The sequence below is a fragment of the Saccharibacter floricola DSM 15669 genome (assembly GCF_000378165.1).
Taxonomy (GTDB): Bacteria; Pseudomonadota; Alphaproteobacteria; order Acetobacterales; family Acetobacteraceae; genus Saccharibacter; species Saccharibacter floricola.
Window position 1 is genome coordinate 12,382 of sequence record NZ_KB899349.1, and the last position, 20,095, is coordinate 32,476.

Genomic DNA, 20,095 nt, shown 5'->3' on the forward strand with positions numbered 1-20,095 from the left:
CAATTTTTGATGCGAGGATTGCTCTATGTCTCAATCTCCCCTCTCGTGCGATGTTCTCATCATAGGTGGTGGCCCTGCAGGAAGCACAGCCGCCACCGTTCTTGCTCGCCAAGGGCTGGATGTGGTGATGATCGAGAAAGAACGCCATCCGCGCTTCCATATTGGGGAGTCCCTCCTCGCCTCTAACCTTCCCATCCTTAAAGAGCTTGGCGTGCTTGAAGAGGTCGCGGCGATGGGCGTCCATAAACCGGGCGCTGAATTCGTTACCGATACGGGTGAAGGGCGCCTCTCTTTTCCATTCCGCCACGCCATTGATCGCCAAGCCGATCATGCCTTTCAAGTGCGCCGGGCTGATTTTGACGCCCTGCTGTTCCGCAATGCGGCAAAGGCCGGCGCCACCACCTGTGAAGAAACCCGCGTCACCACCGTGTCCTTCCCCCCCAATGGCCGCCCTTTGGTTGATGTCCGCACGAAAGACGGCGAGACCCGCACCTACAGCCCGCGCTTTCTCCTTGATGCCTCAGGCCGTGACGCGCTCATGCTCCGCCAGCATGGGAAGACATTTGCCGATCGTCGCAATAACAAAGCCGCTCTCTTTAGCCATTTCCGCCATGTGCCACGCGCCGAAGGGAAGGATATGGAGGGCTATATCTCCGTCCATCTCGTCAAAGGCGGGTGGTTTTGGATGATCCCCCTTCCCGATGACATTATGAGCGTCGGTTTTGTGGGTGATCATGACAGTTTCAAAAATCATGGTGGTTCGCTTGAAACGCTCTTCTGGAAACATGTGAATGCCAGCGAGAGTGTGCGCAACCGTATGGAAAAAGCCGAAGCCTTGGCCCCTATTTCCACAACCGGCAATTATTCCTATAAAGGCGACAAAGCATGGGGCGAGCGTTACTTCATCATCGGTGACGCGTTCGGCTTTCTCGACCCTGTTTTTTCCTCCGGTGTGATGCTGGCCATGAATGGTGCGCTGCGTGGGGCCAAGGTCGCACAGGCTTGGCTCAAAGACCCCAAGCGTGGCCGTAAAGAAGCCCGCAAGGCTGAACGCCAAACACGTAAAGAAATGCGTCTCATCGGGTGGCTTGTGTACCGGATCAACGATCCCCTTCTGCGTTATTTCTTTATGCGTCCCAAAAACCATCCGCTGCGTATGCGTGACGCGATCATTGCGCTTCTCGCGGGGAATTTTTCACCCTCATGGCGCGTCATGCTGCCCTTTAGAGCCTTCACACTCGTTTTCTTTATCGCTAAATATATCATCCGTCGCCCACGGTTCACATAACATCGTACCACTCGCCCTCATGAGTGGGTAGAGCTCTATCACGCTCATAAGAGGGGGTATCCTTTTTCTTACGTCCTAATAGCGTTAAAGAGCTTGTCACCAACGTGAGCATTGTTATGTTCTCGTTAGTCGTTCTTAATGTGAGAAGTGTCCCATGCCTCAACCTCCCCTCTCTTGTGATGTTCTCATTATTGGCGGAGGCCCCGCAGGCAGTACAGCAGCCACCCTTCTAGCGCGGGAAGGGCTGGATGTTGTGATGATAGAGAAGAAACGCCACCCGCGCTTCCATATTGGGGAATCCCTTCTTGCATGTAACCTCCCTATTCTCAAAGAGCTCGGCGTGCTTGACGAGGTCACGGCTATGGGGGTTTATAAAACAGGCAGTGAATTCGCCTCCGATACACAAGAAGAACGCTACTTTTTCTCCTTTCGCCACGCGATGGAAGCGCAGGCTGATCACGCTTATCAAGTTCGTCGTGCGGACTTTGACGCCCTTCTTTTTCGCAATGCTGAAAAGGCCGGAGCGAAAACATTTGAGGAGACACGCGTTGTCCGGGTACAGTTCCCCACCCCTAGCGCACCGCTTGTTGAAGTCTGTACGAAAGACGAACAAACCGTTATTTATCAACCGCGCTTTATCTTGGATGCTTCAGGGCGCGATACCCTCATGCTCCGCCAGCATGGCACAAAATTCAACAACCATCGCAATAATAAGGCCGCTATCTTTAGCCATTTCCGCCATGTGCCTCGTGCAAAGGGAGAAGACCAAGAGGGCTACGCCTCCATTCGTACCGTTCCAGGCGGCTGGTTTTGGATGATCCCTCTCCCCAATGACATTATGAGCATTGGCTTTGTCGGTGATTATGACAGAATGCAGAAATACAAAGGCTCAGCCGATGATATTTTCTGGGCTTATGTGCGTCATAGCCCAAGTATCAGTAAACGTATGGCCAAGGCTGAAGCGGTCATGCCACTGACCTATACCGGCCATTATTCCTATAAAGGTGATAAAGCATGGGGCGAGCGTTACTTCATCATCGGTGATGCTTTTGGCTTTCTTGACCCCATCTTTCCCGCAGGGGTTATGCTGGCTATGAAAAGTGCGTTGCGTGGCGTTCATGTCGCTCAACAATGGCTGCAACACGCAGAGCTAGGCCGAAAAGAAGCGCGTGCTGCTGAAAAACAAGCGCGACAGGAAATGCGTTTGATTAGCTGGTTTGTTTATCGCCTTAACGACCCAGACCTGCGCCGATTTCTCATGCGGCCACAGCATCACCGCATGCGTCAACGCATGCGCGATGCCATGATTTCCCCTCTCGCGGGGGATTTCTCCCCCTCATGGCGCGTCATGCTGCCTTTGCGCGCCTTTATGCTGTTCTTTACTTGCACAAAACGCTTCCGACGCTCCTCCACACCCAAAGCCTAAAGGCGCGTCATAAGAAGGGAGGCTTTCCTTCCCTTCTTGCAGGAGTGTTTCACGTGAAACCAACCTCCAAGCCCCTACAAGAAACGACGGTTAAACAAGCCTACGCACTACATAAATGCCTAAAACAACACATGGCGCGATATAGGCCATGATCCCCAAAACCCACTGCCACCACCGATAAGGTGAGAACTGCTCATAGGTACTCAGCTTCTGATCCCACCACGAAGCACCACGACGACAGACATGCACCAAAGAAATAATAAGGCAAATGGTATAGAGATAAGGGAGCATCAGCCCCAGCCCCACACTCCAAGCTAAGGCAGAACGCTTCAGCGACAAAGCAGGTGAGGCATTGTCTCCGTCTTGGTCTTTGACAGAAATGCCGTAAATAATCTTCCCTACCGTCCGTCCAAAAATCAGTGTGGTCATGACTTCGCACAAGAAGCAAACCACCATCAGAGCAAAGCTCACCCCATAGAGGAGAGCCATTTTTCCTCCCAAAGACAGCCCATTCAGGGAACTTAGAAGAAACGAGATCTGACCAGTTTCAACCCCAATTATTAAGAGAATAACCGCGATCACCATCATACCAAAAGTACGCGCAAGATAACGCCGTATCAACTGAAGAACCATTTTAACGCACTTAGACAAACGCTTTACCCTCTACCGCTCCATGTCATTCCATATTTTAGGCCTTGGCAGCCCCAGAAACGCTCTACACTTTATCTCGCTAAAAAATAAATTGATAGAAATATTATTGCGACATCATTATAGAAATCCTGTCATCACTCCCCCTAAACAGTCGAAGGACTCCATAGGCCAGCATGCCTCTTTTAATGGAAAAATAATGACGGCAGAATATTCGGGACACATATCAGGAAGGTCTTATTATGTTTGATGATAGTCTCATAGATACACGTCAAAAAGAGTTGAGAGAAATGAAAGGCTCTCTTTCTCAAATGCGCCAAGGCGCTCAAGAATGGGGGCGAAGGCGGCCCACAGGCGATTGGAAAGGGGTACCGAAGCCAACCCACAGCGCATGCCCTTATCAAATATCTAAAGACATACAGCTACATTGGAGATAAATATGCGCGCAATATTCCAATGGATACGTGCGATGACATCATGAAAGATCACTTCGCCATTGATAGAAGAATAAACGGCCTTCTAGAACATTGGGGATTTAAAGAAACATCTTATAAGAAAAAAGAAAACATCCTTCGAGCACTTGCCAAAATACTTGACGTGGATTCATGGGCACTCGACCGCCTCCTTTATGACAAAGCCTCCGCACTTAACCCCAAAAAAGCCCCTCCCCGCTCCACACATGGCTGCCGTCATACAGCGTCAACGAAAAAACAAAAGAAACATACATCATAGAAAATTAACTTGCCGGACATCACGCTCTGTGATGATAATTACGAATCCGTTATAGTATTAATTGCTGGGCCTTTTTATGCGTCATATTCCTTCTCTTCGTTCCTCGCTTTTCCTTGCTGCCAGTCTGCTTGGGCTAGGTGCCAGCACGACAAGCTATGCTGATGAGGGGATGTGGACATTCGACCATCTGCCACGTGCATCGCTGCAAAAGCATTATCAGTTTACCCCGACACCACAATGGACGAAACATGTCATTCAGTCCTCAGCCCGTCTGGCAGAAGGGTGCTCGGCCTCTTTTGTCTCCGCTGATGGGCTGGTGATGACCAACCATCATTGCGCCAATGCGTGCCTTGATGCGCTATCTGACAAAAATCACGACTATTTCCGCAATGGGTTTTACACCTCATCTCTTGCAGAAGAGCGCCAATGCCCCGCGATGGAGCTAGATCGGCTCGATAGCATCAAAGATGTCTCCGCAGACATTGACCGCGCTACAGCCGGCAAAAGCGGAGCTGCCTATTCTGATGCACGACAAGCAATTGAAGGGCGCCTCACGAAGGAGTGCGTAGACGGCAACCCGACCCGCTGGCGGTGCGATATTGTCTCGCTTTATCATGGCGGACAAACCGCTCTTTATCGCTACCGTCGCTATCAAGATGTCCGCGCTGTGATGGCACCAGAGCAAGATATCGCCTTCTTTGGCGGAGACCCCGATAATTTTAACTATCCGCGCTATGATATCGACCTCTCGATGCTGCGTGTGTATGAAAATGGCGCCCCTGTCCACACGCCCTACCTCCCTTTTAACCCCAACGGGCCTAAAGCGGGGGAGCTTGTCTTTACCTCCGGCAATCCGGGCCGCACACAGCGTGGGCTGTCAGCCGCTGAGCTGCGCTTTCAACGTGATGTCATCAATCCTCGTATGATTGAAAGCAACACCTTGCTGGAAGGGATGCTTTGGCAGTATGCACGCGAAAGTGACCGTCATCGTCAAGAATCTCAAAACACGTTCTTCCTCGTGCAAAACCGGCTAAAAGCCTTCTCTGGCATACAAGAATCACTCCGCTCAAGCTCGATCATCGCCCAGCGCGCACAGGAAGATGACGCTTTGCAGGCATGGATTAATGCCGACCCAGCACGTGTAAAACAGTATGGCACCCCCTTCCGCCAAGTTGACGCCGCCCTCACCACAAGCCGCACTCTCCTGCCTCGTTACGTTGGCTTGCGCCAAGCCCTACGCGGGATCGCGGGCACCGCTCTCACCCTCGTTGATGGCACAACACAGCGCACACGCCCAGACGCACAACGCCTCGCCGGTTTTCATGACGCTCAGCTTGGGGAGATTGAGGCTGAACTGGGCGCTCAAACGCCGTTTTACCCAGAGCTTGAAACCGCCACACTGGCCCTCGCCCTCACCACATTGCGCCAACAGCTCGGCACGGATGACCCTCTTGTTCACACTCTTTTAGGCCATGATGACCCCGACAGCGTCGCAGCACACCTCGTGCAGAGCACCACGTTATCTGACCCCAAGAACCGTCTCGCTCTATGGAAAGGGGGCGACAAAGCCGTTAAAGCCTCCTCCGACCCATTGATTGTCGTCATACGCCGCCTCTATCCAGCCTATGCCGCCCTGCGCAAGCACTTTAATGATGACGTCACCGCACCGCTTAACCAAGCCAACACACGCATCGCCCGAGCACGGTTGGCCCATGCTCAGTCCCTCGGGCAAGCGGATGAACGCTACCCTGACGCCACATTCTCACCCCGTCTCTCTTACGGTACTGTAACAGGATGGACGCAAAATGGGCACGCCATCGCGCCTTTCACGACCTTTGGGGGTATGTATCAACACGCAACAGGCCACCCGCCTTTTGCCCTTCCGCAACGCTGGTTGGACGCACGCTCGGCCCTCAAGCCAGACACGAAACTCGATTTCGTCTCGACCAATGATATTGTCGGGGGGAATTCAGGCTCTCCCGTTATTGACCGCAACGGTCATGCCGTTGGGCTCATTTTTGACGGGAACCTCCCCAGCCTTGCAGGGGATCTCTATTACGACATCACCCAAAACCGCGCTGTCGCAACAGACACAAGCGCGATCATCAGTGCGCTCCGCACCGTGTATCATGAACCGACTCTCGCTGATGAACTCAGCCACGGGCACCGTTAATGCAAGCCTGTGTTCCTTTCTCTGGTCGAGTTTGCCACGTCATAACCCGGCCAGAAGAGGAACATCCTCTTGATGCGCTGTCATAACAATCATGAAAGGATAGACATCATGGCCACTCATGAACCTGCTTACCTCATTGGGAATTTTTCCATTATTGATCCTGACCTTATGGCAGAATATCGTCAAAAAGCAGGCCCTATCCGCCAACGCTACGGCGGGGAAATAACCACCAGAGTCTCAGACGTCACCCCCGTTGAGGGCACGGCGCAGTCTGTTCTCATTGTCATTCGCTTCCCCTCCATGGAACAAGCACAAGCCTTCTATCACGACCCAGCCTATGAACCAGCCAAAGCGCTGCGCATACGCGCAACAGAAGGTGGGTTCATAGCGCTTGTACCGGGAACACCCCCAGCTTAAAAACGTTCCTCCCCTCCGTGCGCCATGTGTGATCCAACATTGACGACCTATGGCAAAAAGGCAGAATACTTCTTACATGATCTCCATACAGGGTCATGAAAGGGGAGAAGTGCCGTTTTGCCTATATCGTTTGCACAGCGCCACCCTTGGCATTATTGGCGCACGGAGGATGCTCATATTCATGAAATGAGCCTTGCCCAAGGCCGTACGCTCGCCTTGCCAGCTCATTGCCATGAGGAAGACCAGATCGCTTTTGTGCTTGCAGGCTGTCGCCACTTCATTTTACCTGATCATTGCGTGTTCGTATCCGCCGGACAAGCCCTGCGTATCCCCGCTGGGTTAGTGCATTCCTCCCGCGATATTGGGGTGGAGACACGTTGTGTCAATCTGTACCTTACCCCCGGCTATGGTGCTGACCCTGCCGATAGCGCGGCTTTGCTCGGCGGCATTGTCAATGACACGCCCCACCATGTTCTCTCCATCCCCACTCCAGAAACCCACCTGCCCCATGTACCCTCTCTGGGCCGTATCGACGCTCTCGCCCATCGTCACCACATGACACGAGAAGCCTATTCACGGCGTTTCCGGCGGGAATATGGGATATCTCCCCAAGGGTTCCAACTGCTGAGCCGCCTCAACAGCGCCAAAGCCTTCCTCCGCCAAGGGCAAAGCCTTGCGGATACAGCCTTCCACGCTGGCTTTGCGGATCAAAGTCATATGGGTCGCTTATTCCGCCGCGCATTCGGCACGACGCCCCGCAGTTACCAGGGCAAACAGAGCGCGTCTGAGGAAAGACGCTTATAGACGAACAGCCCGCATCATCACATACGTTCTATAATCCCCTCATCATCCCCCGATAAGAGAAGAGACATGATGACCATTGCTTCTTTTACCGGCTGGGCACTCTCCTTTCTCCTGATCATCGGGGCGGGAGTGAGTTTGGCTCTACAACAAGTCTTTAACACACGCCTGCGTGCTGAACTCGCCTCCCCTTGGTGGGCCGGCGTGGGGAGCTACATTGTCGGGCTGGTCTTGATGCTCGCCATCGCTCTAGCAGGCGCGCTCCTGTCCCCCAGCACTCAACCCCTGAGCCGCCTTATCCGACACAGCTCTGCGTCCTCATGGACGGGCGGCGTTTTTGGAGCTATTTTCGTTGCGACCGGCATCGTGATGGTGCCGCGCTTTGGCGCCGCTACGGTTCTGGCCTTTGTTGTGGTCGGGCAAATGGTAGGCTCTATCGTGCTTGACCATATCGGCTTTATGGGGCTGCCCGTCCACCGTGTTGATGCAACGCGCTTGACGGGTGCCCTCTTGCTTATTCTTGGCGTGGTCATGGTTCGCCATTAACCGTTTACTTCTCACGAAAGGATCACGTTCTATGTCAATGACGTTTAACGGCCTGAGCGCCTTCCCCATCACCCCAATCACTCAAGATGGGATCGATGAACGCGCCTTTGCGCGCCTGATCAACCGCCTCACAGAAGCCGGCGTGGACTCCATTGGAGCAGAAGGCTCAACGGGGTCTTACGCCTATCTCTCTCGCCAAGAACGCGCCCGCGTTGCCGAACTTGCCGTCAAAGAAGCCGGCACCACGCCTGTGTTGGTGAGCATCGGGGCCATCCGCCTGCGTGATGTGCTCAACCATGCAGAAGACGCCCAAAAAGCCGGGGCGCAAGCGCTGCTTCTCCCCGCGATGAGCTATTTCCCATTGCGTGACGAGGAAGTCTTCTCTCTTTACGCCGCCGTCAGCCGTGCCGTCTCTGTGCCCGTTATTATTTACGACGCACCCGGCACCACACAATTCCGCTTTTCTGATGCGCTCGTCCAACGTATCGCAGCACTGCCTCATATCGCCTCGATCAAAGTGCCCAGCGCTTTCCCGACCGCCCAAGAGGCCATTGCTCGTCTGCACCGCCTGGCCGAACAATCCCCCGCCAGCCTCACCCTCGGTGTCAGCAGAGACCCAACAGCCGCCGAAGGCCTACGTCATGGGGCTAAAGTCTGGTATTCTGAATGGGGCGGCCTCTTCCCCAAGCTCGCGCGCCGTCTGACAGACGCCGCCCTTGCAGGCGACCACGCCACGATTGAGAGCGTCTCTGCGACCTTCAAACCATTTTGGGAGATGAGCAACCGTTATGGCGGCTCCCTCCGCGTTATCGCTTCGGCTGCTGCCCTGATGGGCCTCGCTCAGGAGCCATGCCTGCCAGAACCCCTCCAGGGCGTCAGTGCAGAAGACCGGGCGGTGTTAGAAGAACTCATCCGCACCCACACCCCCAGCTAACCTCGTGCAGAGATGGGAAGCCCCCCGGCTTCTCATCTCACTGATAATGAAGAGAAGGACGCTACACGGCCCCATGGTGCCGGTCGTCATATCTCCCGTACCGCGCATAAAAAACACTTGAAGGACGCTCCATTGAGGAGGTATTTGCCGAAGAAACACAGAATATTGATGCTCGTTTTCAAGCCGGCAAGGTTGATACGTCTGAACGTCCTTCCGCGTATAAAAATGCCGCCTCCGTTTCTGAACACATCGAACGCCTAGGCCTTGCACGAGTGATCGACCGTATTGTGCCTCATGCAGGCCCCATTACTGCGCGTGGATCACCAACGACACCGCAAGGCCAATCATCAACAGACCGGTAAAACCATCCAAGATACGCCAGAGCATTGGCCGTGCCAGCCAAGGGCGGAGCCAGCGCACCCCATAGCCCAGCAACGCAAACCATGCCGCACTTCCACTCACCGCCCCAACGGTAAACACAGAGTGCAGCGCACGTGGTTGCGCGGCTCCCGTTGTGCCGACCAACAACATCGTATCGACATAGACATGAGGGTTCAGCAACGTAACGCCGGCCATTGTCATCAGCACACGACGGGCACTGACTGAGGACGCCGCTCCAAAATCCACCTCCTGCTCACTCAGCATCTTACGCAATGAGAGCAGCCCATACACCGCCAAGAAGAGCGCCCCGCTATAGCTCAAGACCATCTTGAAAAGAGGGAGCGCCGCCAACAACGTGCCCAGTCCACCCACACCGAGGGTCATCAGCACCGCATCAACCGCAGTACAAAACACCACAAGTCGCCCAACATAGCGACGTTGAAGCCCTTGGCGCATCAGAATGATATTTTGCACCCCAATGGCCGAATTGAGCGATAGAGAAAGGCCAAATCCGGCCCCAAAACTGCTGATTAGGTTCATCATAGGACATGATGCTAGACTGCGAAGACCCTGAAGAAAAACGTGTTTTCCTAACGCCCATAAAGCAAAATTTCGCTATGCTTGATTACCCCTCTCTCCTCGCTGTCAGCACCGTTGCCCGTGAAGGCAGTTTTGAGCGCGCGGCGCATCGCCTTGGGATGACATCCTCTGCCGTTTCCCAGCGGGTACGGAGCCTTGAAGAGAGGCTCGGCCATACATTGCTCATCCGTGGGACACCCTGCACCCTCACCCCGTTGGGGCAAACCCTCGCCACCCATCTTGAGCGCGTACGCCTCCTTGAGGCCGACCTCCCCGCTCTCCCCCACACAGCCCGTCATACAGAAGCCCCGCCCCTCGCTCTGAGAGTGGCCGTAAACTCGGATAGTATGGCCAGCTGGTTTCCTCAAGCGATGACCCATGTCGCGCAAGAGCATAACCTCACCCTCGATATTCATCTCGATGACGAGCACCACACGGCCCGCCATCTCCGTGAAGGCCGCGTCATGGCCGCTATCAGTGCCGATCCATCCCCCGTTCCCGGCTGCCACGCCACACCGCTTGGCCAGCTGACCTATATTGCCTGTGCGCATCCTGCCTTTATCACACGCAACTTCCCCTCCGGGGTGACCGCAGAAAGCCTTCGTCGCAGCCCCGTTTTGCGGTTTGACCAGCATGATGTTTTTCAAGAAAAATGGGCCAAGGCGACCTATAATGTCTCTCTCGCTCAAGCCCCTACCCATTGGATACCGTCCGCCCAAGGGTTCTATGACCTTACCCTCGCGGGTCTGGCATGGGCTCTCCACCCCTCTTACCTCGTCGAGTCAGCGCTACAGCAGGGGAAACTCATAGAACTCCCCCCCTATCACCGCCCAACCGTGCCGCTCTATTGGGTGGTTCCGCGCCTTTATGCACCCCAGCTTCGCCCCCTCACACAAGCCGTCTGCCAAGCTGCCCGCGACCATCTCACACCGGTTTAATGGATCGCCCGAAGCGCTTGAATCAAAGCGGATAAAGCGGGCGTCTTCTGCCGTCGGCTTGGATAATAAAGGTGATAGCCCGGGAAAGGCGGACACCATGAGGCCAGCACGCGTATCAACCGCCCCGCTTCTATGTCCTCCTTCACCATATCATCAGGCAAACAAGCAAGCCCACTGCCCTGACATGCCCCTATATGCGCGAGGTGACTGTCATTGACGATCAGAGGCCCCGACACGCGCCGTGTGAAGGACTGGCCCTCTTTCTCAAACTCCCACGCATACAGATGGCCATAGGTTGGAAACCGCAGATTAATGCAGCGATGGTGCGCAAGGTCATCGGGTGTGCGTGGCGGTGCATGACGACGGAAATAGTCAGGAGAGCCCACAACCGCCATGCTCATCATCGGCCCAACCGGCACGGCTATCATATCCTGCGCAAGGGTTTCTCCAAGTCGTATCCCCGCGTCAAATCGCTCCTCAACGAGATCCACCATGCGTGCATCCACACTGATCTCAATCGTTAAACGAGGGTAACGGTCTAATAAAGGCGCAATGGCGGGGAGGAGAAAACGCTCCGCTTGATGGTCTCCTGTCGTCACCCGTAACGTGCCAGACGGCTCTGCTTGCGACGCCACCACCTCGTCCAGCGTTTGATGAATATGCTCCAAAGACGGGCCGGCTTGCTCCATGAGCTGCTCGCCCAGAGGGGTTAAAGACACATGACGGGTCGTGCGGGCCAGCAAACGCACGCCAAGCTGCTCTTCAAACTGGCGGATCATATGACTGACCGCAGAAGGGGACAGGCCCAGCGTTGCAGCGGCCCGAGTAAAGCTCCCCTCCTGAGCTACCGCCATAAAAGCCGAGACATATTTAAGCGAGGCCGCTGTCATTTGTGAATCCTCTTCAACACTGCATGCTCATAAAGCCCGGTAATCATCACAGCCTTCTTTCTTTACGTTCCTGAGCATTGTCCTACCGTCACTGACTGATGAAAGGCCCCTATGTCAGCACCCTCATGGAAGGCTGTCTATGCCCTATCCTTATGCACCTTTACCCTGATTGCATCAGAATTTCTGCCCACAAGCCTTCTCACGCCTATGGCCGCTGGTCTGGCCATCACTCAAGGCCAAGCTGGAGAACTCTTAGCGGTATCGGGGGGCTTCGCCGTCATCAGTAGCTTGAGCGTGCCGTCACTCAGCCGCACCGTTAATCGTCGGTCGCTCGTTCTCCTCCTCACCGGGCTAATGATCGTCTCAGGCATTCTGGTGGCATGGTCGCCCAACCTCCCCTGCGCTCTGATAGGGCGTGCTCTTCTGGGGGTTGTGGTGGGGGGATTTTGGTCGATCTCGGCAGCCTTGGTCATGCGCCTTGTCCCTGCTCAAGACGTTCCGCGCGGCCTGTCGCTGCTCAATGGTGGCAATGCGCTTGCCACCACCGTTGCCGCCCCTCTCGCAAGCGTTCTAGAACCCGTTATCGGTTGGCGCGGCGCTTTCTGCATGGTCGTCCCCTTGGGGGGTATCAGCCTGCTGGCATTGTATCGGACATTGCCTTCCCTTCCTCCTCAAACACAGCACCACTCTGGAAGCCTTGTCAGCATTCTACGCCATCGTGTCGTCTTCTTCGGCTTTAGCGCGATCGGCCTCGTGTTTATTGGGCAATTCGCGCTCTTTACCTATCTGCGTCCTTTCCTTGAGCATATCACGCAGGCATCAAGCATGACGGTTTCCCTTTTTCTGCTTCTCTTGGGTTTGTCAGGGATCGCAGGCGTATGGATAGGGAGCCGTCTTTTTGAACGCTTTTTGACCCCCTGTCTGGTCGCCATACCGGCCCTGTTGGCCCTAATCGCGATCGCAATGATCATTGGCGGGTCATCTTTGGGCATTATGATCCCTCTCGTTGCCTTATGGGGGTTTATCGGAACAGCCGCCCCTGCCGCGTGGTGGACGTGGCTCAGTCGCGCTCTACCCAACGATGCCGAAACCGGCGGCGGTCTGATGGTCGCTCTCATACAGCTCACCATTGCGGCGGGCAGCACGCTGGGCGGCCTCCTGCTGGATCATTTTTCCTTCTCTGCCACCTTCGGGATGAGCGCTCTGTGCCTCATAGGTGCAGCGCTACTCTTCCTCACCACACAACGGCCCCAACACGAAGACAGGGAAACCCACAGATCGCCTCCCCGGCCATAACGCAAACATAGAACGCTCTTTGCGAGACGAAGGAACGTCTAGCTCCTTACTTGAGGGGGAACTCTTTGAGGAGCACTGCCTCCTTCTCACTCCACACGCATGGCTTCATGCATCGGAACCTATGAAATAGGCAGCCCATCAGAGCGTGGAGCGTGGAGCGTGGAGCGTGGAGCGTGCTGATGGGCTGCCATATGATAGACCTCAACCTTTCCGCTAACGCTAGGCTGCCCGTCATCTCTTCAGTCTAGACCTATAGCAAGAAGAGACCCTGTCACGCCCCCTTCTGATGCCATCAGTCAATATTGACCTATTATTTCCATATCGTTATAAAAAGACATGATATGAACACTCTTACAATCCAGAAGAGCTACGTCTCTCACCCGTCATCCATCAGCACGGCATCGTCACGATCCAATGCGCGCCGCACATCAACCCCCTGCCAATACCGATCTGCGTGGTCAGGAGGGGCTGCAAAGCTTGCTTTGACCATCTCCACCACATCATCAAGCTCTTGAAGCATATCGAGCTGGTCAGCTGTTGCGATAAACGTCACTTTGCTTGAAAAACGATGGACATGCTGCATCACGGCCACCACATCCCCAGCCGTTAGCTGGGCTGGCGGTGTCGCAAAAACAGCATCAAGACTATGCGTTCTTGTCATTGTGAAATTCCTTCTAACGCGATGGCATCATCTTGATACCCGCTATAATTAAGAACAGAGATAATTGTTCAAAATTTTTGCACATCACGTCAAGGAATTTTTTTGCTCAGCTCCCGTTCATAAAATTTGCCCTGCGCTTATTTCCAGAGCCATTTCCCCACAACACGGCCATTAATCTCAATGTCAGACAAAAGCACCTCATCGGTTGGATAACTGCTGTTTACACTGATAATCCGCACACGCGGCGGCTTGCTTTTAGGCACCAATTGAAGCTGTTTAATCACAACCCCTAAACCATTCCACAAAACATACACGCCATCTGGATTGGGGACTCGGTGGCGTGTATCCACCAACACACGCTCGCCGGGCATAAAGTCAGGCTCCATCGAGTTCCCCAACACGCGCACGACCGCAAGACCCGACAAATCAGGGATGTAATTCTCCAAAAAAGCCTTCGGCAACGTCCATGAAGCCAGTGACGTATGCTGGTCTGCTTCTCCGCCTGCTTCAGCTGTCAGCGCGCCCCCGCCTGCTTGGGGGGAAACGTCATATTCATTAATCACAACAGAACCCACCATCGGCTGCGCCTCATGCCTGTTGACACGCTCTGCTTGCTCTACCGTGTCGTTGAGCCCCATCATTCCCGGCAATACTCCCGCCAAAGACCAGACTTCCTCCACCGTAATCGGCGGATCGCCACGGTCAACAAGACTTGGCAGGATTCTCTTAATCAGATCAACCGGTAAGTAGGGCTTTTTATACGTGTCTTCATACGCACGATATGTCGTCCATTTGTCACCATAGCCACATTCTTGCGCGAGCTTGCGAATACTCAGCCCCGATCGTTCACGCATCGCTTTAAGACGCTGCGCTGCTGTTAATTCCGCCATGGCTCTATCCCTTTATGTGATGTCATTCATCAGAATTGCACTATGTACTAAAAAAGCGCACGTTTCATGTGCAAAAATTATGCTTGACCGCTGTTCTATTTTATTGCACACCTTGTGCCATGAACATGATACACACCCTCATTGATCGCCTAGGCGGCACGCGTGACGTGGCACGTCAGCTGAGCCTTTCTCCTTCCACCGTTCAGGGATGGAAACGCGCCGGACGCATTCCCGCCTCGCGGCTTGTGCAACTGGAACGCACCTTGGGCATTCCGCGTCATATCTGGCGACCCGACCTCTACCTCACCATGCCCTCACCATCGTTTTTACGAGAGACCCGCCATGACTGACCTTCCCGCCCCCCTCACACCTCCTGATTGTGACCTTCGCGGCTATGATTTCATGCCTCTTTTTGCGACCCGTCTTCTTGATAGCGACCTATACGCGCTTTCAACCGGCGCTGAGTTTAAAGCCGCTTTAACCTTATGGTGCAAAGCATGGCTGCAAGTCCCCGCTGGGAGCCTGCCTGCTGATGAGCGCATTTTGGCCCATCTCTCCATGACCGGAAGCACATGGGATTGTGTGCGTGACCTTGCTTTGCATGGCTGGATACTATGCTCTGATGGGCGGCTTTATCACCCGCTGATTGCCCAAGAGGCCATCAAAGCCTTTGCCATGCGCCGTAAAGAAAGAGAGCGCAAAGCCCGCCAACGCGCTCGCCTCCGCTCGGTGTCTTCCCTGTCCCATGGGACAGCCGAACGACAGGACGCCTTCTTCCGCGCTGACAGGGACAGTGACAGGGACAAAGACAGTGAGTCGCCCGGTACCCCGCGACAGCCCCATCATGACGGCCAGCGCCTTTCCGAAACCTGGACGCTGACCGACGAGCTCGCCGCTTATGCACACGAACTCGGCCTCTCCCCTGCCCGTGAAGCCGAAAGCTTTTGCGATTATTGGCGCTCAACAGCCAATGAACGCGCCGTTAAGCATGATTGGAATGCAGCGTTCCGTATTTGGTGCCGCAAAAGTGCCGAACGCCGCCAAACACGCCGCGCAAGCTCCTCTCGTTCCCCTTCTGCTGCCGAACAAAACCGCTCTGAACTTCTCGCCCTTGCCCGTGGAGCCCTTTCATGACCGCTGCCCTCGCCACACTAACACCCAGCCATCCGCTGACCCGAACGCTGCATATCCGCCGCTGGGAAAGCTATAACGGCCTCGTTTTACGTGGACGCATGCCCCCCAAAGACCCCGCGTTGACGGAAGAAGCCACCGCGCTGCTGCACCAGATTGACCAAGCCCTCACTCCGCTATCGGAGGAAGGAACGCGCCGCCAGCTGACGCTTTTAGTCGCCTCGTTAGGGCAAGTGATAGCTAACCCGCCCAGTGGACAAAAGATGCAACAATGGATCGATATCGCAACATTAGCCATGCACGATGTTCCTCGTCATTGCTGGGGGAAAAATGCCCTACGCCGGGCCATGCAACGCTTTACCTTCATGCCCAGCCCAGCCGAGCTCCATACCCTGCTGCATGAAGAAGCACGAGATCTCCGCGAAAAACGAGCCCAGATCGCCCTTTTTCTTCGTGAACCCAGCTCTCTCACCACCAGCCATGATGTTTTTTATGACGATGCACCATCACAATAAATCACTCCCCTCTAAGCCCGACCTCATTGGCGTTATCGGCTTCCAGACCGATTGGCGCTTTATCCCTCTTACCCTGCCAGCAGAAAGCACAGAGAAATGACCGCAAAAACCACACGTCGCACGAAAACTCAGCCCCCCTCCAATAAACCGACCAAAGAGCGGATCGCCAAAGATGATTACGAAACCTTTGGTAAAAAACGCCTCAAACTCAATACGGTTAAAGCACTTCATCGCGCAGGTGATATTGGTGGCGAAGAAGTCACCGCCGCTCGCCGCTGGCTTGAAGACTTCGTTTTTGCTGATTATGGCTATGCAGACTACACGCAAGAACCGCTTGATAAAGACTATATTCGCGGCAATCTCCACACCTTCACCATTAGTCGCAGCCATGCCTCCGCTCGTATTGGCGAAGTCCAAGATGTGCTCGGCCTCTGTGCGCATATTCGGCTAAAAATGCTGCTAGTTGATGAGCTATCTTTCTCCGCAATGGGGCGAGAGCTGTACCCCCAGAAAGGCAAGACCGAAGCCAACGCCCATGCTCGCGCCCAGTGCGCCCTTCTCTTGGAGCAACTGGCAGGGTTTTACCTCGAAAAACACCGCGAGAAACTCCGCGCCCGCCGCGCAACCATTGCCTCTCAGGCCAAGCACGGCAGCTCCTAACGCCCAGCCGCAAACATCCGTTGCACCGCCTCTCTGACCACAGTAAACTCCCTATGATACGTAGATATCCGACCATAGAAAACAAGGATAATGCAATGGGAGCTTTAATAGGGGGAGCGATCTATGCCGCTCTTTTCCGTGTAAATTCGCAAGGATTTTTGTCCCTACATAATATAGCAAGCGCCTTCTTTTATGTAATACTATTTACTGTAATCGCATTCTTTTTATATAAATAGTAGCGATAGAGTAAGAGGGAAAACACTCCCTCTTATTTTTTATCCTTATCAAACCATTTTTCTCTCATGACTAAAATAGTAATAAACATATGTCTAAAATCGAAAATATCTCTGGTGTCCTTGATAATATACGCTTTCCTCCAACATGAACATTTCTTTTAACCCTCCTTCTCCTACAAAAAGATCACGTTAAAAATAGAGAATAGCCACACAACAAACGATACTTCTTACAAAAGACACGGATGAGAGAAAATTTACTCCCATGCGACCGTTTTTGACGCACTGACATTTTATCTTATAAATCGTCTCTCAAGCTTCCACCGTAAAGAGAGAGAAGCAATAAGTGGAATAACGCCCATCGTTCCCTCGAAAGGCATCTATTCTACAATCGTTTTTGATGCCTTCACAGGAGAAGTCGCATTGGCCAATCACAAAGCACAAACATTTTGCGCAGCAGCAGAAGCGTGCTTCCATACTGTTTCTTTTCAAGAATGGGGTCATGACCTGCACGAATATCCCGGCAGCGTCGGACAAGGCGTCCGCTTTCTCGACGAAACTCGGGACACCCTAAAAACGACGCTCAACACGACGATGAACGCTCAAGAGTGGGATAAATTAGTTATTGCTTTTTACGGTGAGACCAATGCTGGCAAGTCTACTCTGATTGAAGCCCTTTGTTCTCACTTTGACAAAAATGGACAACAAACCCGTAAACATCAGCCCATCGGCGCGGCCATTGGCGACGGGCGCTCCGACTACACGCGCACAACAACAGCCTACCCCTGCTCTCTTGGTGGGCAAGCGTTCACCCTACTTGACGTTCCGGGTATTGAAGGCCGTGAAGACATTGTGCAAGAGGAAATTAAACGCGCCGTTTCGTCCGCTCATGTCATCTTTTATGTCACCAGCGATGCTGCGCCGCCGCAAACCTCCGGCGGCGATACAACCCGTGATGGACATCACAACGAAATTGAAGGCACGCTTGAAAAGATAAAGCACCATCTCCGTGAAGAAGCGCGCATTTATCGTATTTTTAACAAACGTACCCAATCTCCCCGTATGCTAGCCAATGGACTCACCGTCACTGATGAAGAGCGGGCCACCCTGATTGATGCCGATCATCATATAAAATCTGTGCTTGGACGCACTTATGAAGGCCATATCACGCTCTCTGCTCTGCCTGCCTTCCTCGCAATAAACGCCCCTTTTCCCGCTGAGCATCGTTTCTTCAGCCAACAAAAAAAGTTCCTTGCTGCACTCCCTGCAGAAAAGCTTCTTGATGCCAGTGGACTTCAGCATTTCCTTCATCTTTTGGAACACGATATCCTCCCCCAAAGCCATCAACGCATTATAGACACGAATCTCTCTAAACTTTTTCGGATCGTTCAGACAACAGAGCATACCGTCACGCATACCGCAGATGGAATCCTCGCCCCATTGGATGAAACATACGCTCTCTTAGAAGACGCCGCCTGGGCGTATTCCCAGCTTCCTTTTGACATTCAACATGACTACAATCGCCTTGCGACACGACTAGAGGAAATATTTATCAACGATGTGCGTCAACGTATGGACATCCATCACAAAGACGCGATGTGGTCAGACTTTGATGGCACTGTTAGAGAAAAACTAGAGGCCGCCATCAAGGAATCCCTCAAGGAACTTTCTCGTTTTGGAGAGGGCGAAGTCGAACATTTCGTCGAACGTTCTTACAAAAGAATGCGTAGAATCGACCAACGCTTCGTCTCTATTATGCAGCAAAACACACTCACGACCTTAGAAGACTTCTGTCCCCAAACAGATAAACTCACTGAAGAACTGGTCTTTAAGACAGCCTCAGGCATTGATGGATGGGGCCTTGGCGGCACCATTGCCGGCGTTCTTATCGGTCTTTGTTTAGGACCGATCGGCTGGGTGGAGGCCGCTATTGCTGGAGTAGGCGGCCTTTGGAGCATGAGAAAACTCCTCGACTCATCCTATCAAGAACAACAGCAAAAAGACGCTATTGAAGCTGTCCTCAATAACATTCGCCCCAAACTAAGCAAAGCGCTTCATGAAAATTTAAGTGCAATTTCTACACCTCTTTGTTCCTTTTGTTGCAAAAAAGAGAAAGAATTTCAGACCATTGCAACCCATGTCAACGAAACAAAGCAAGAGCTTACGCATACTCGTGATGAGCTCACCTCATTTTGTAAAAAGAACACATCTCTCTCCCTGAATACATAAGTATGACACGCGTTCCATAATACTTCACGCCTCTTGTTCAGGTCTTTCCTAAGGAACATCCCATGACGTCTACCCTCACACTCTCTACACTTAAAGAGAACCTTAGCGCACTTAAAACCTTTTTTGCCGATGGAGAAACATTAGGCTTTACCGTGCCTACTTATCTACCTCGAAAATTAAGCGCACTCTTAGACAAGATTGATACGTTAAGCACACTCTTAGACCGTACCAATGGGAAAGGAGAAGATGGGCGCGTTAAAGTAGCGCTTGTTGGCGGTTTCTCTACCGGAAAGACCTCTATCGTCGCCTCATGGCTTAGCAAAACAAAAGACGACATGAAAATCGGCGTTGGGGAGTCCTCTAACGAAGTGACTGTGTATAATCCCGATGATACCTATCAAATCATCGATACTCCAGGCCTGTATGGCCATAAACGTGATACCGTTGGGGACAAAGAGGCCTATAAAAACAAAACGCGTCGTTATGTGAGTGAAGCCCATGTGTTGCTCTACGTACTCGACCCCGTTAATCCCATTAAAGACAGCCATAAAGACGAGTTGAACTGGCTTTTTCGGCAATTAAATATGCTCCCACGCACCATCTTTGTGTTGAGCCGCTTCGATAAAGAATGTGATGTCGGCGATGAGGAAGAGTATCAAGAACGCTTCAGAACAAAAAAAGACAACATCCTTGAGCGTCTCACTCAACTGATAGGCTTAACAGCAGA

Annotated in this window: 22 protein-coding genes; 17 read left to right on the plus strand and 5 right to left on the minus strand. The window is 53.2% G+C overall.

The genetic code is table 11. The features are described from left to right. The first annotated feature begins 25 nt into the window (after positions 1 to 25). Both F457_RS0110990 and F457_RS0110995 read left to right on the plus strand, forming a co-directional pair. The gene (locus F457_RS0110990; protein WP_018981197.1) at positions 26 to 1,288 is read left to right on the plus strand and encodes an NAD(P)/FAD-dependent oxidoreductase; all 1,263 of its coding nucleotides are present in this window, start codon (positions 26 to 28) and stop codon (positions 1,286 to 1,288) included. A gap of 154 nt (positions 1,289 to 1,442) precedes the next feature. Beyond that, positions 1,443 to 2,714: an NAD(P)/FAD-dependent oxidoreductase gene (locus F457_RS0110995; RefSeq protein WP_018981198.1), complete on the plus strand. Its 1,272-nt coding sequence runs from the start codon at positions 1,443 to 1,445 to the stop codon at positions 2,712 to 2,714. Between the two features lie 90 nt (positions 2,715 to 2,804). Here the strand turns inward: F457_RS0110995 and F457_RS0111000 are convergent, their stop codons facing one another. Next, on the minus strand, positions 2,805 to 3,347 hold the full coding sequence (locus tag F457_RS0111000) for an RDD family protein (protein ID WP_018981199.1): 543 nt from the start codon (positions 3,345 to 3,347) through the stop codon (positions 2,805 to 2,807). Positions 3,348 to 3,839: 492 nt separating this feature from the next. Between F457_RS0111000 and F457_RS0111010 the strand changes: the two genes are divergently transcribed. From F457_RS0111010 to F457_RS0111040, 6 genes are all read left to right on the plus strand, one after another. Further along, entirely contained in the window at positions 3,840 to 4,094 is a 255-nt protein-coding gene (locus F457_RS0111010; protein WP_156809450.1) for a hypothetical protein, read from the plus strand. Positions 4,095 to 4,170: 76 nt separating this feature from the next. Further along, positions 4,171 to 6,267, plus strand: a complete 2,097-nt coding sequence (locus F457_RS0111015; protein WP_026294359.1) for a S46 family peptidase — start codon at positions 4,171 to 4,173, stop codon at positions 6,265 to 6,267. Positions 6,268 to 6,375: 108 nt separating this feature from the next. Further along, complete coding sequence (locus tag F457_RS0111025) at positions 6,376 to 6,684, plus strand: DUF1330 domain-containing protein (RefSeq protein ID WP_018981203.1); 309 nt, start codon at positions 6,376 to 6,378, stop codon at positions 6,682 to 6,684. 117 nt (positions 6,685 to 6,801) lie between these two features. Further along, entirely contained in the window at positions 6,802 to 7,488 is a 687-nt protein-coding gene (locus F457_RS13420; RefSeq protein WP_018981204.1) for a helix-turn-helix transcriptional regulator, read from the plus strand. Positions 7,489 to 7,554: 66 nt separating this feature from the next. Continuing rightward, a complete protein-coding gene (locus F457_RS0111035) occupies positions 7,555 to 8,031 on the plus strand; it encodes a DMT family transporter (protein WP_245539153.1) in 477 nt (158 codons plus the stop codon). A gap of 31 nt (positions 8,032 to 8,062) precedes the next feature. After that, positions 8,063 to 8,965: a dihydrodipicolinate synthase family protein gene (locus F457_RS0111040; protein WP_018981206.1), complete on the plus strand. Its 903-nt coding sequence runs from the start codon at positions 8,063 to 8,065 to the stop codon at positions 8,963 to 8,965. A gap of 306 nt (positions 8,966 to 9,271) precedes the next feature. Here the strand turns inward: F457_RS0111040 and F457_RS0111045 are convergent, their stop codons facing one another. Beyond that, entirely contained in the window at positions 9,272 to 9,889 is a 618-nt protein-coding gene (locus F457_RS0111045) for a LysE/ArgO family amino acid transporter (protein WP_026294361.1), read from the minus strand. A 5-nt stretch (positions 9,890 to 9,894) separates the two neighbouring features. Here F457_RS0111045 and F457_RS0111050 point away from each other — a divergent pair, with 5 nt between their 5' ends. Continuing rightward, positions 9,895 to 10,863, plus strand: coding sequence for a LysR family transcriptional regulator ArgP (locus F457_RS0111050; protein ID WP_018981208.1), 969 nt, complete (start codon positions 9,895 to 9,897; stop codon positions 10,861 to 10,863). On the opposite strand, the gene F457_RS0111055 is transcribed toward F457_RS0111050, so the two are convergent. Beyond that, entirely contained in the window at positions 10,860 to 11,753 is an 894-nt protein-coding gene (locus tag F457_RS0111055; RefSeq protein WP_018981209.1) for a LysR family transcriptional regulator, read from the minus strand. The genes F457_RS0111050 and F457_RS0111055 overlap by 4 nt on opposite strands. A 111-nt stretch (positions 11,754 to 11,864) precedes the next feature. Here F457_RS0111055 and F457_RS13020 point away from each other — a divergent pair, with 111 nt between their 5' ends. After that, a complete protein-coding gene (locus tag F457_RS13020; protein ID WP_018981210.1) occupies positions 11,865 to 13,049 on the plus strand; it encodes an MFS transporter in 1,185 nt (394 codons plus the stop codon). A 376-nt stretch (positions 13,050 to 13,425) separates the two neighbouring features. On the opposite strand, the gene F457_RS0111070 is transcribed toward F457_RS13020, so the two are convergent. Together F457_RS0111070 and F457_RS0111075 are read right to left on the minus strand one after the other, a co-directional pair. Beyond that, positions 13,426 to 13,710 carry a hypothetical protein gene (locus tag F457_RS0111070; RefSeq protein WP_018981212.1) on the minus strand — a complete coding sequence of 95 codons (285 nt, stop codon included), beginning with the start codon at positions 13,708 to 13,710 and terminating at the stop codon, positions 13,426 to 13,428. Positions 13,711 to 13,847: 137 nt separating this feature from the next. Beyond that, positions 13,848 to 14,600, minus strand: a complete 753-nt coding sequence (locus F457_RS0111075) for a S24 family peptidase (RefSeq protein ID WP_018981213.1) — start codon at positions 14,598 to 14,600, stop codon at positions 13,848 to 13,850. A gap of 119 nt (positions 14,601 to 14,719) precedes the next feature. Here F457_RS0111075 and F457_RS13425 point away from each other — a divergent pair, with 119 nt between their 5' ends. The 7 genes from F457_RS13425 to F457_RS13035 all read left to right on the plus strand — a co-directional run. Further along, the gene (locus F457_RS13425) at positions 14,720 to 14,950 is read left to right on the plus strand and encodes a carph-isopro domain-containing protein (RefSeq protein ID WP_156809451.1); all 231 of its coding nucleotides are present in this window, start codon (positions 14,720 to 14,722) and stop codon (positions 14,948 to 14,950) included. Next, positions 14,943 to 15,734, plus strand: coding sequence for a DUF1376 domain-containing protein (locus tag F457_RS13430; RefSeq protein ID WP_018981215.1), 792 nt, complete (start codon positions 14,943 to 14,945; stop codon positions 15,732 to 15,734). Before F457_RS13425 ends, F457_RS13430 begins: the two co-directional genes overlap by 8 nt. Next, entirely contained in the window at positions 15,731 to 16,246 is a 516-nt protein-coding gene (locus tag F457_RS0111090) for a hypothetical protein (protein ID WP_018981216.1), read from the plus strand. The genes F457_RS13430 and F457_RS0111090 overlap by 4 nt, the downstream gene beginning before the upstream one ends. Beyond that, a complete protein-coding gene (locus F457_RS14305) occupies positions 16,224 to 16,346 on the plus strand; it encodes a hypothetical protein (RefSeq protein WP_264873471.1) in 123 nt (40 codons plus the stop codon). The genes F457_RS0111090 and F457_RS14305 overlap by 23 nt, the downstream gene beginning before the upstream one ends. Beyond that, positions 16,343 to 16,906 carry a hypothetical protein gene (locus tag F457_RS0111095; RefSeq protein ID WP_018981217.1) on the plus strand — a complete coding sequence of 188 codons (564 nt, stop codon included), beginning with the start codon at positions 16,343 to 16,345 and terminating at the stop codon, positions 16,904 to 16,906. Before F457_RS14305 ends, F457_RS0111095 begins: the two co-directional genes overlap by 4 nt. Before the next feature lie 656 nt (positions 16,907 to 17,562). Further along, positions 17,563 to 19,368: a GTPase gene (locus F457_RS0111100; RefSeq protein WP_018981218.1), complete on the plus strand. Its 1,806-nt coding sequence runs from the start codon at positions 17,563 to 17,565 to the stop codon at positions 19,366 to 19,368. A gap of 62 nt (positions 19,369 to 19,430) precedes the next feature. Then, the coding region (locus tag F457_RS13035; RefSeq protein WP_018981219.1) for a Rab family GTPase at positions 19,431 to 20,095 on the plus strand (665 nt) is incomplete at its 3' end.

Coding starts and splice junctions, on each gene's coding strand:
- F457_RS0111015 (WP_026294359.1), top strand. CDS start 4,171: ATGCGTCATATTCCTTCTCTTCGTTCCTCGCTTTTCCTTGCTGCCAGT.
- F457_RS0111010 (WP_156809450.1), top strand. CDS start 3,840: ATGAAAGATCACTTCGCCATTGATAGAAGAATAAACGGCCTTCTAGAA.
- F457_RS0111075 (WP_018981213.1), bottom strand. CDS start 14,600: ATGGCGGAATTAACAGCAGCGCAGCGTCTTAAAGCGATGCGTGAACGA.
- F457_RS13020 (WP_018981210.1), top strand. CDS start 11,865: ATGTCAGCACCCTCATGGAAGGCTGTCTATGCCCTATCCTTATGCACC.
- F457_RS0110990 (WP_018981197.1), top strand. CDS start 26: ATGTCTCAATCTCCCCTCTCGTGCGATGTTCTCATCATAGGTGGTGGC.
- F457_RS0111070 (WP_018981212.1), bottom strand. CDS start 13,710: ATGACAAGAACGCATAGTCTTGATGCTGTTTTTGCGACACCGCCAGCC.
- F457_RS0111055 (WP_018981209.1), bottom strand. CDS start 11,753: ATGACAGCGGCCTCGCTTAAATATGTCTCGGCTTTTATGGCGGTAGCT.
- F457_RS0111090 (WP_018981216.1), top strand. CDS start 15,731: ATGACCGCTGCCCTCGCCACACTAACACCCAGCCATCCGCTGACCCGA.
- F457_RS14305 (WP_264873471.1), top strand. CDS start 16,224: ATGACGATGCACCATCACAATAAATCACTCCCCTCTAAGCCCGACCTC.
- F457_RS0110995 (WP_018981198.1), top strand. CDS start 1,443: ATGCCTCAACCTCCCCTCTCTTGTGATGTTCTCATTATTGGCGGAGGC.
- F457_RS0111035 (WP_245539153.1), top strand. CDS start 7,555: ATGATGACCATTGCTTCTTTTACCGGCTGGGCACTCTCCTTTCTCCTG.
- F457_RS0111045 (WP_026294361.1), bottom strand. CDS start 9,889: ATGATGAACCTAATCAGCAGTTTTGGGGCCGGATTTGGCCTTTCTCTA.
- F457_RS13430 (WP_018981215.1), top strand. CDS start 14,943: ATGACTGACCTTCCCGCCCCCCTCACACCTCCTGATTGTGACCTTCGC.
- F457_RS0111095 (WP_018981217.1), top strand. CDS start 16,343: ATGACCGCAAAAACCACACGTCGCACGAAAACTCAGCCCCCCTCCAAT.
- F457_RS0111050 (WP_018981208.1), top strand. CDS start 9,895: ATGATGCTAGACTGCGAAGACCCTGAAGAAAAACGTGTTTTCCTAACG.
- F457_RS0111000 (WP_018981199.1), bottom strand. CDS start 3,347: ATGGTTCTTCAGTTGATACGGCGTTATCTTGCGCGTACTTTTGGTATG.
- F457_RS13425 (WP_156809451.1), top strand. CDS start 14,720: ATGAACATGATACACACCCTCATTGATCGCCTAGGCGGCACGCGTGAC.
- F457_RS0111025 (WP_018981203.1), top strand. CDS start 6,376: ATGGCCACTCATGAACCTGCTTACCTCATTGGGAATTTTTCCATTATT.
- F457_RS0111040 (WP_018981206.1), top strand. CDS start 8,063: ATGTCAATGACGTTTAACGGCCTGAGCGCCTTCCCCATCACCCCAATC.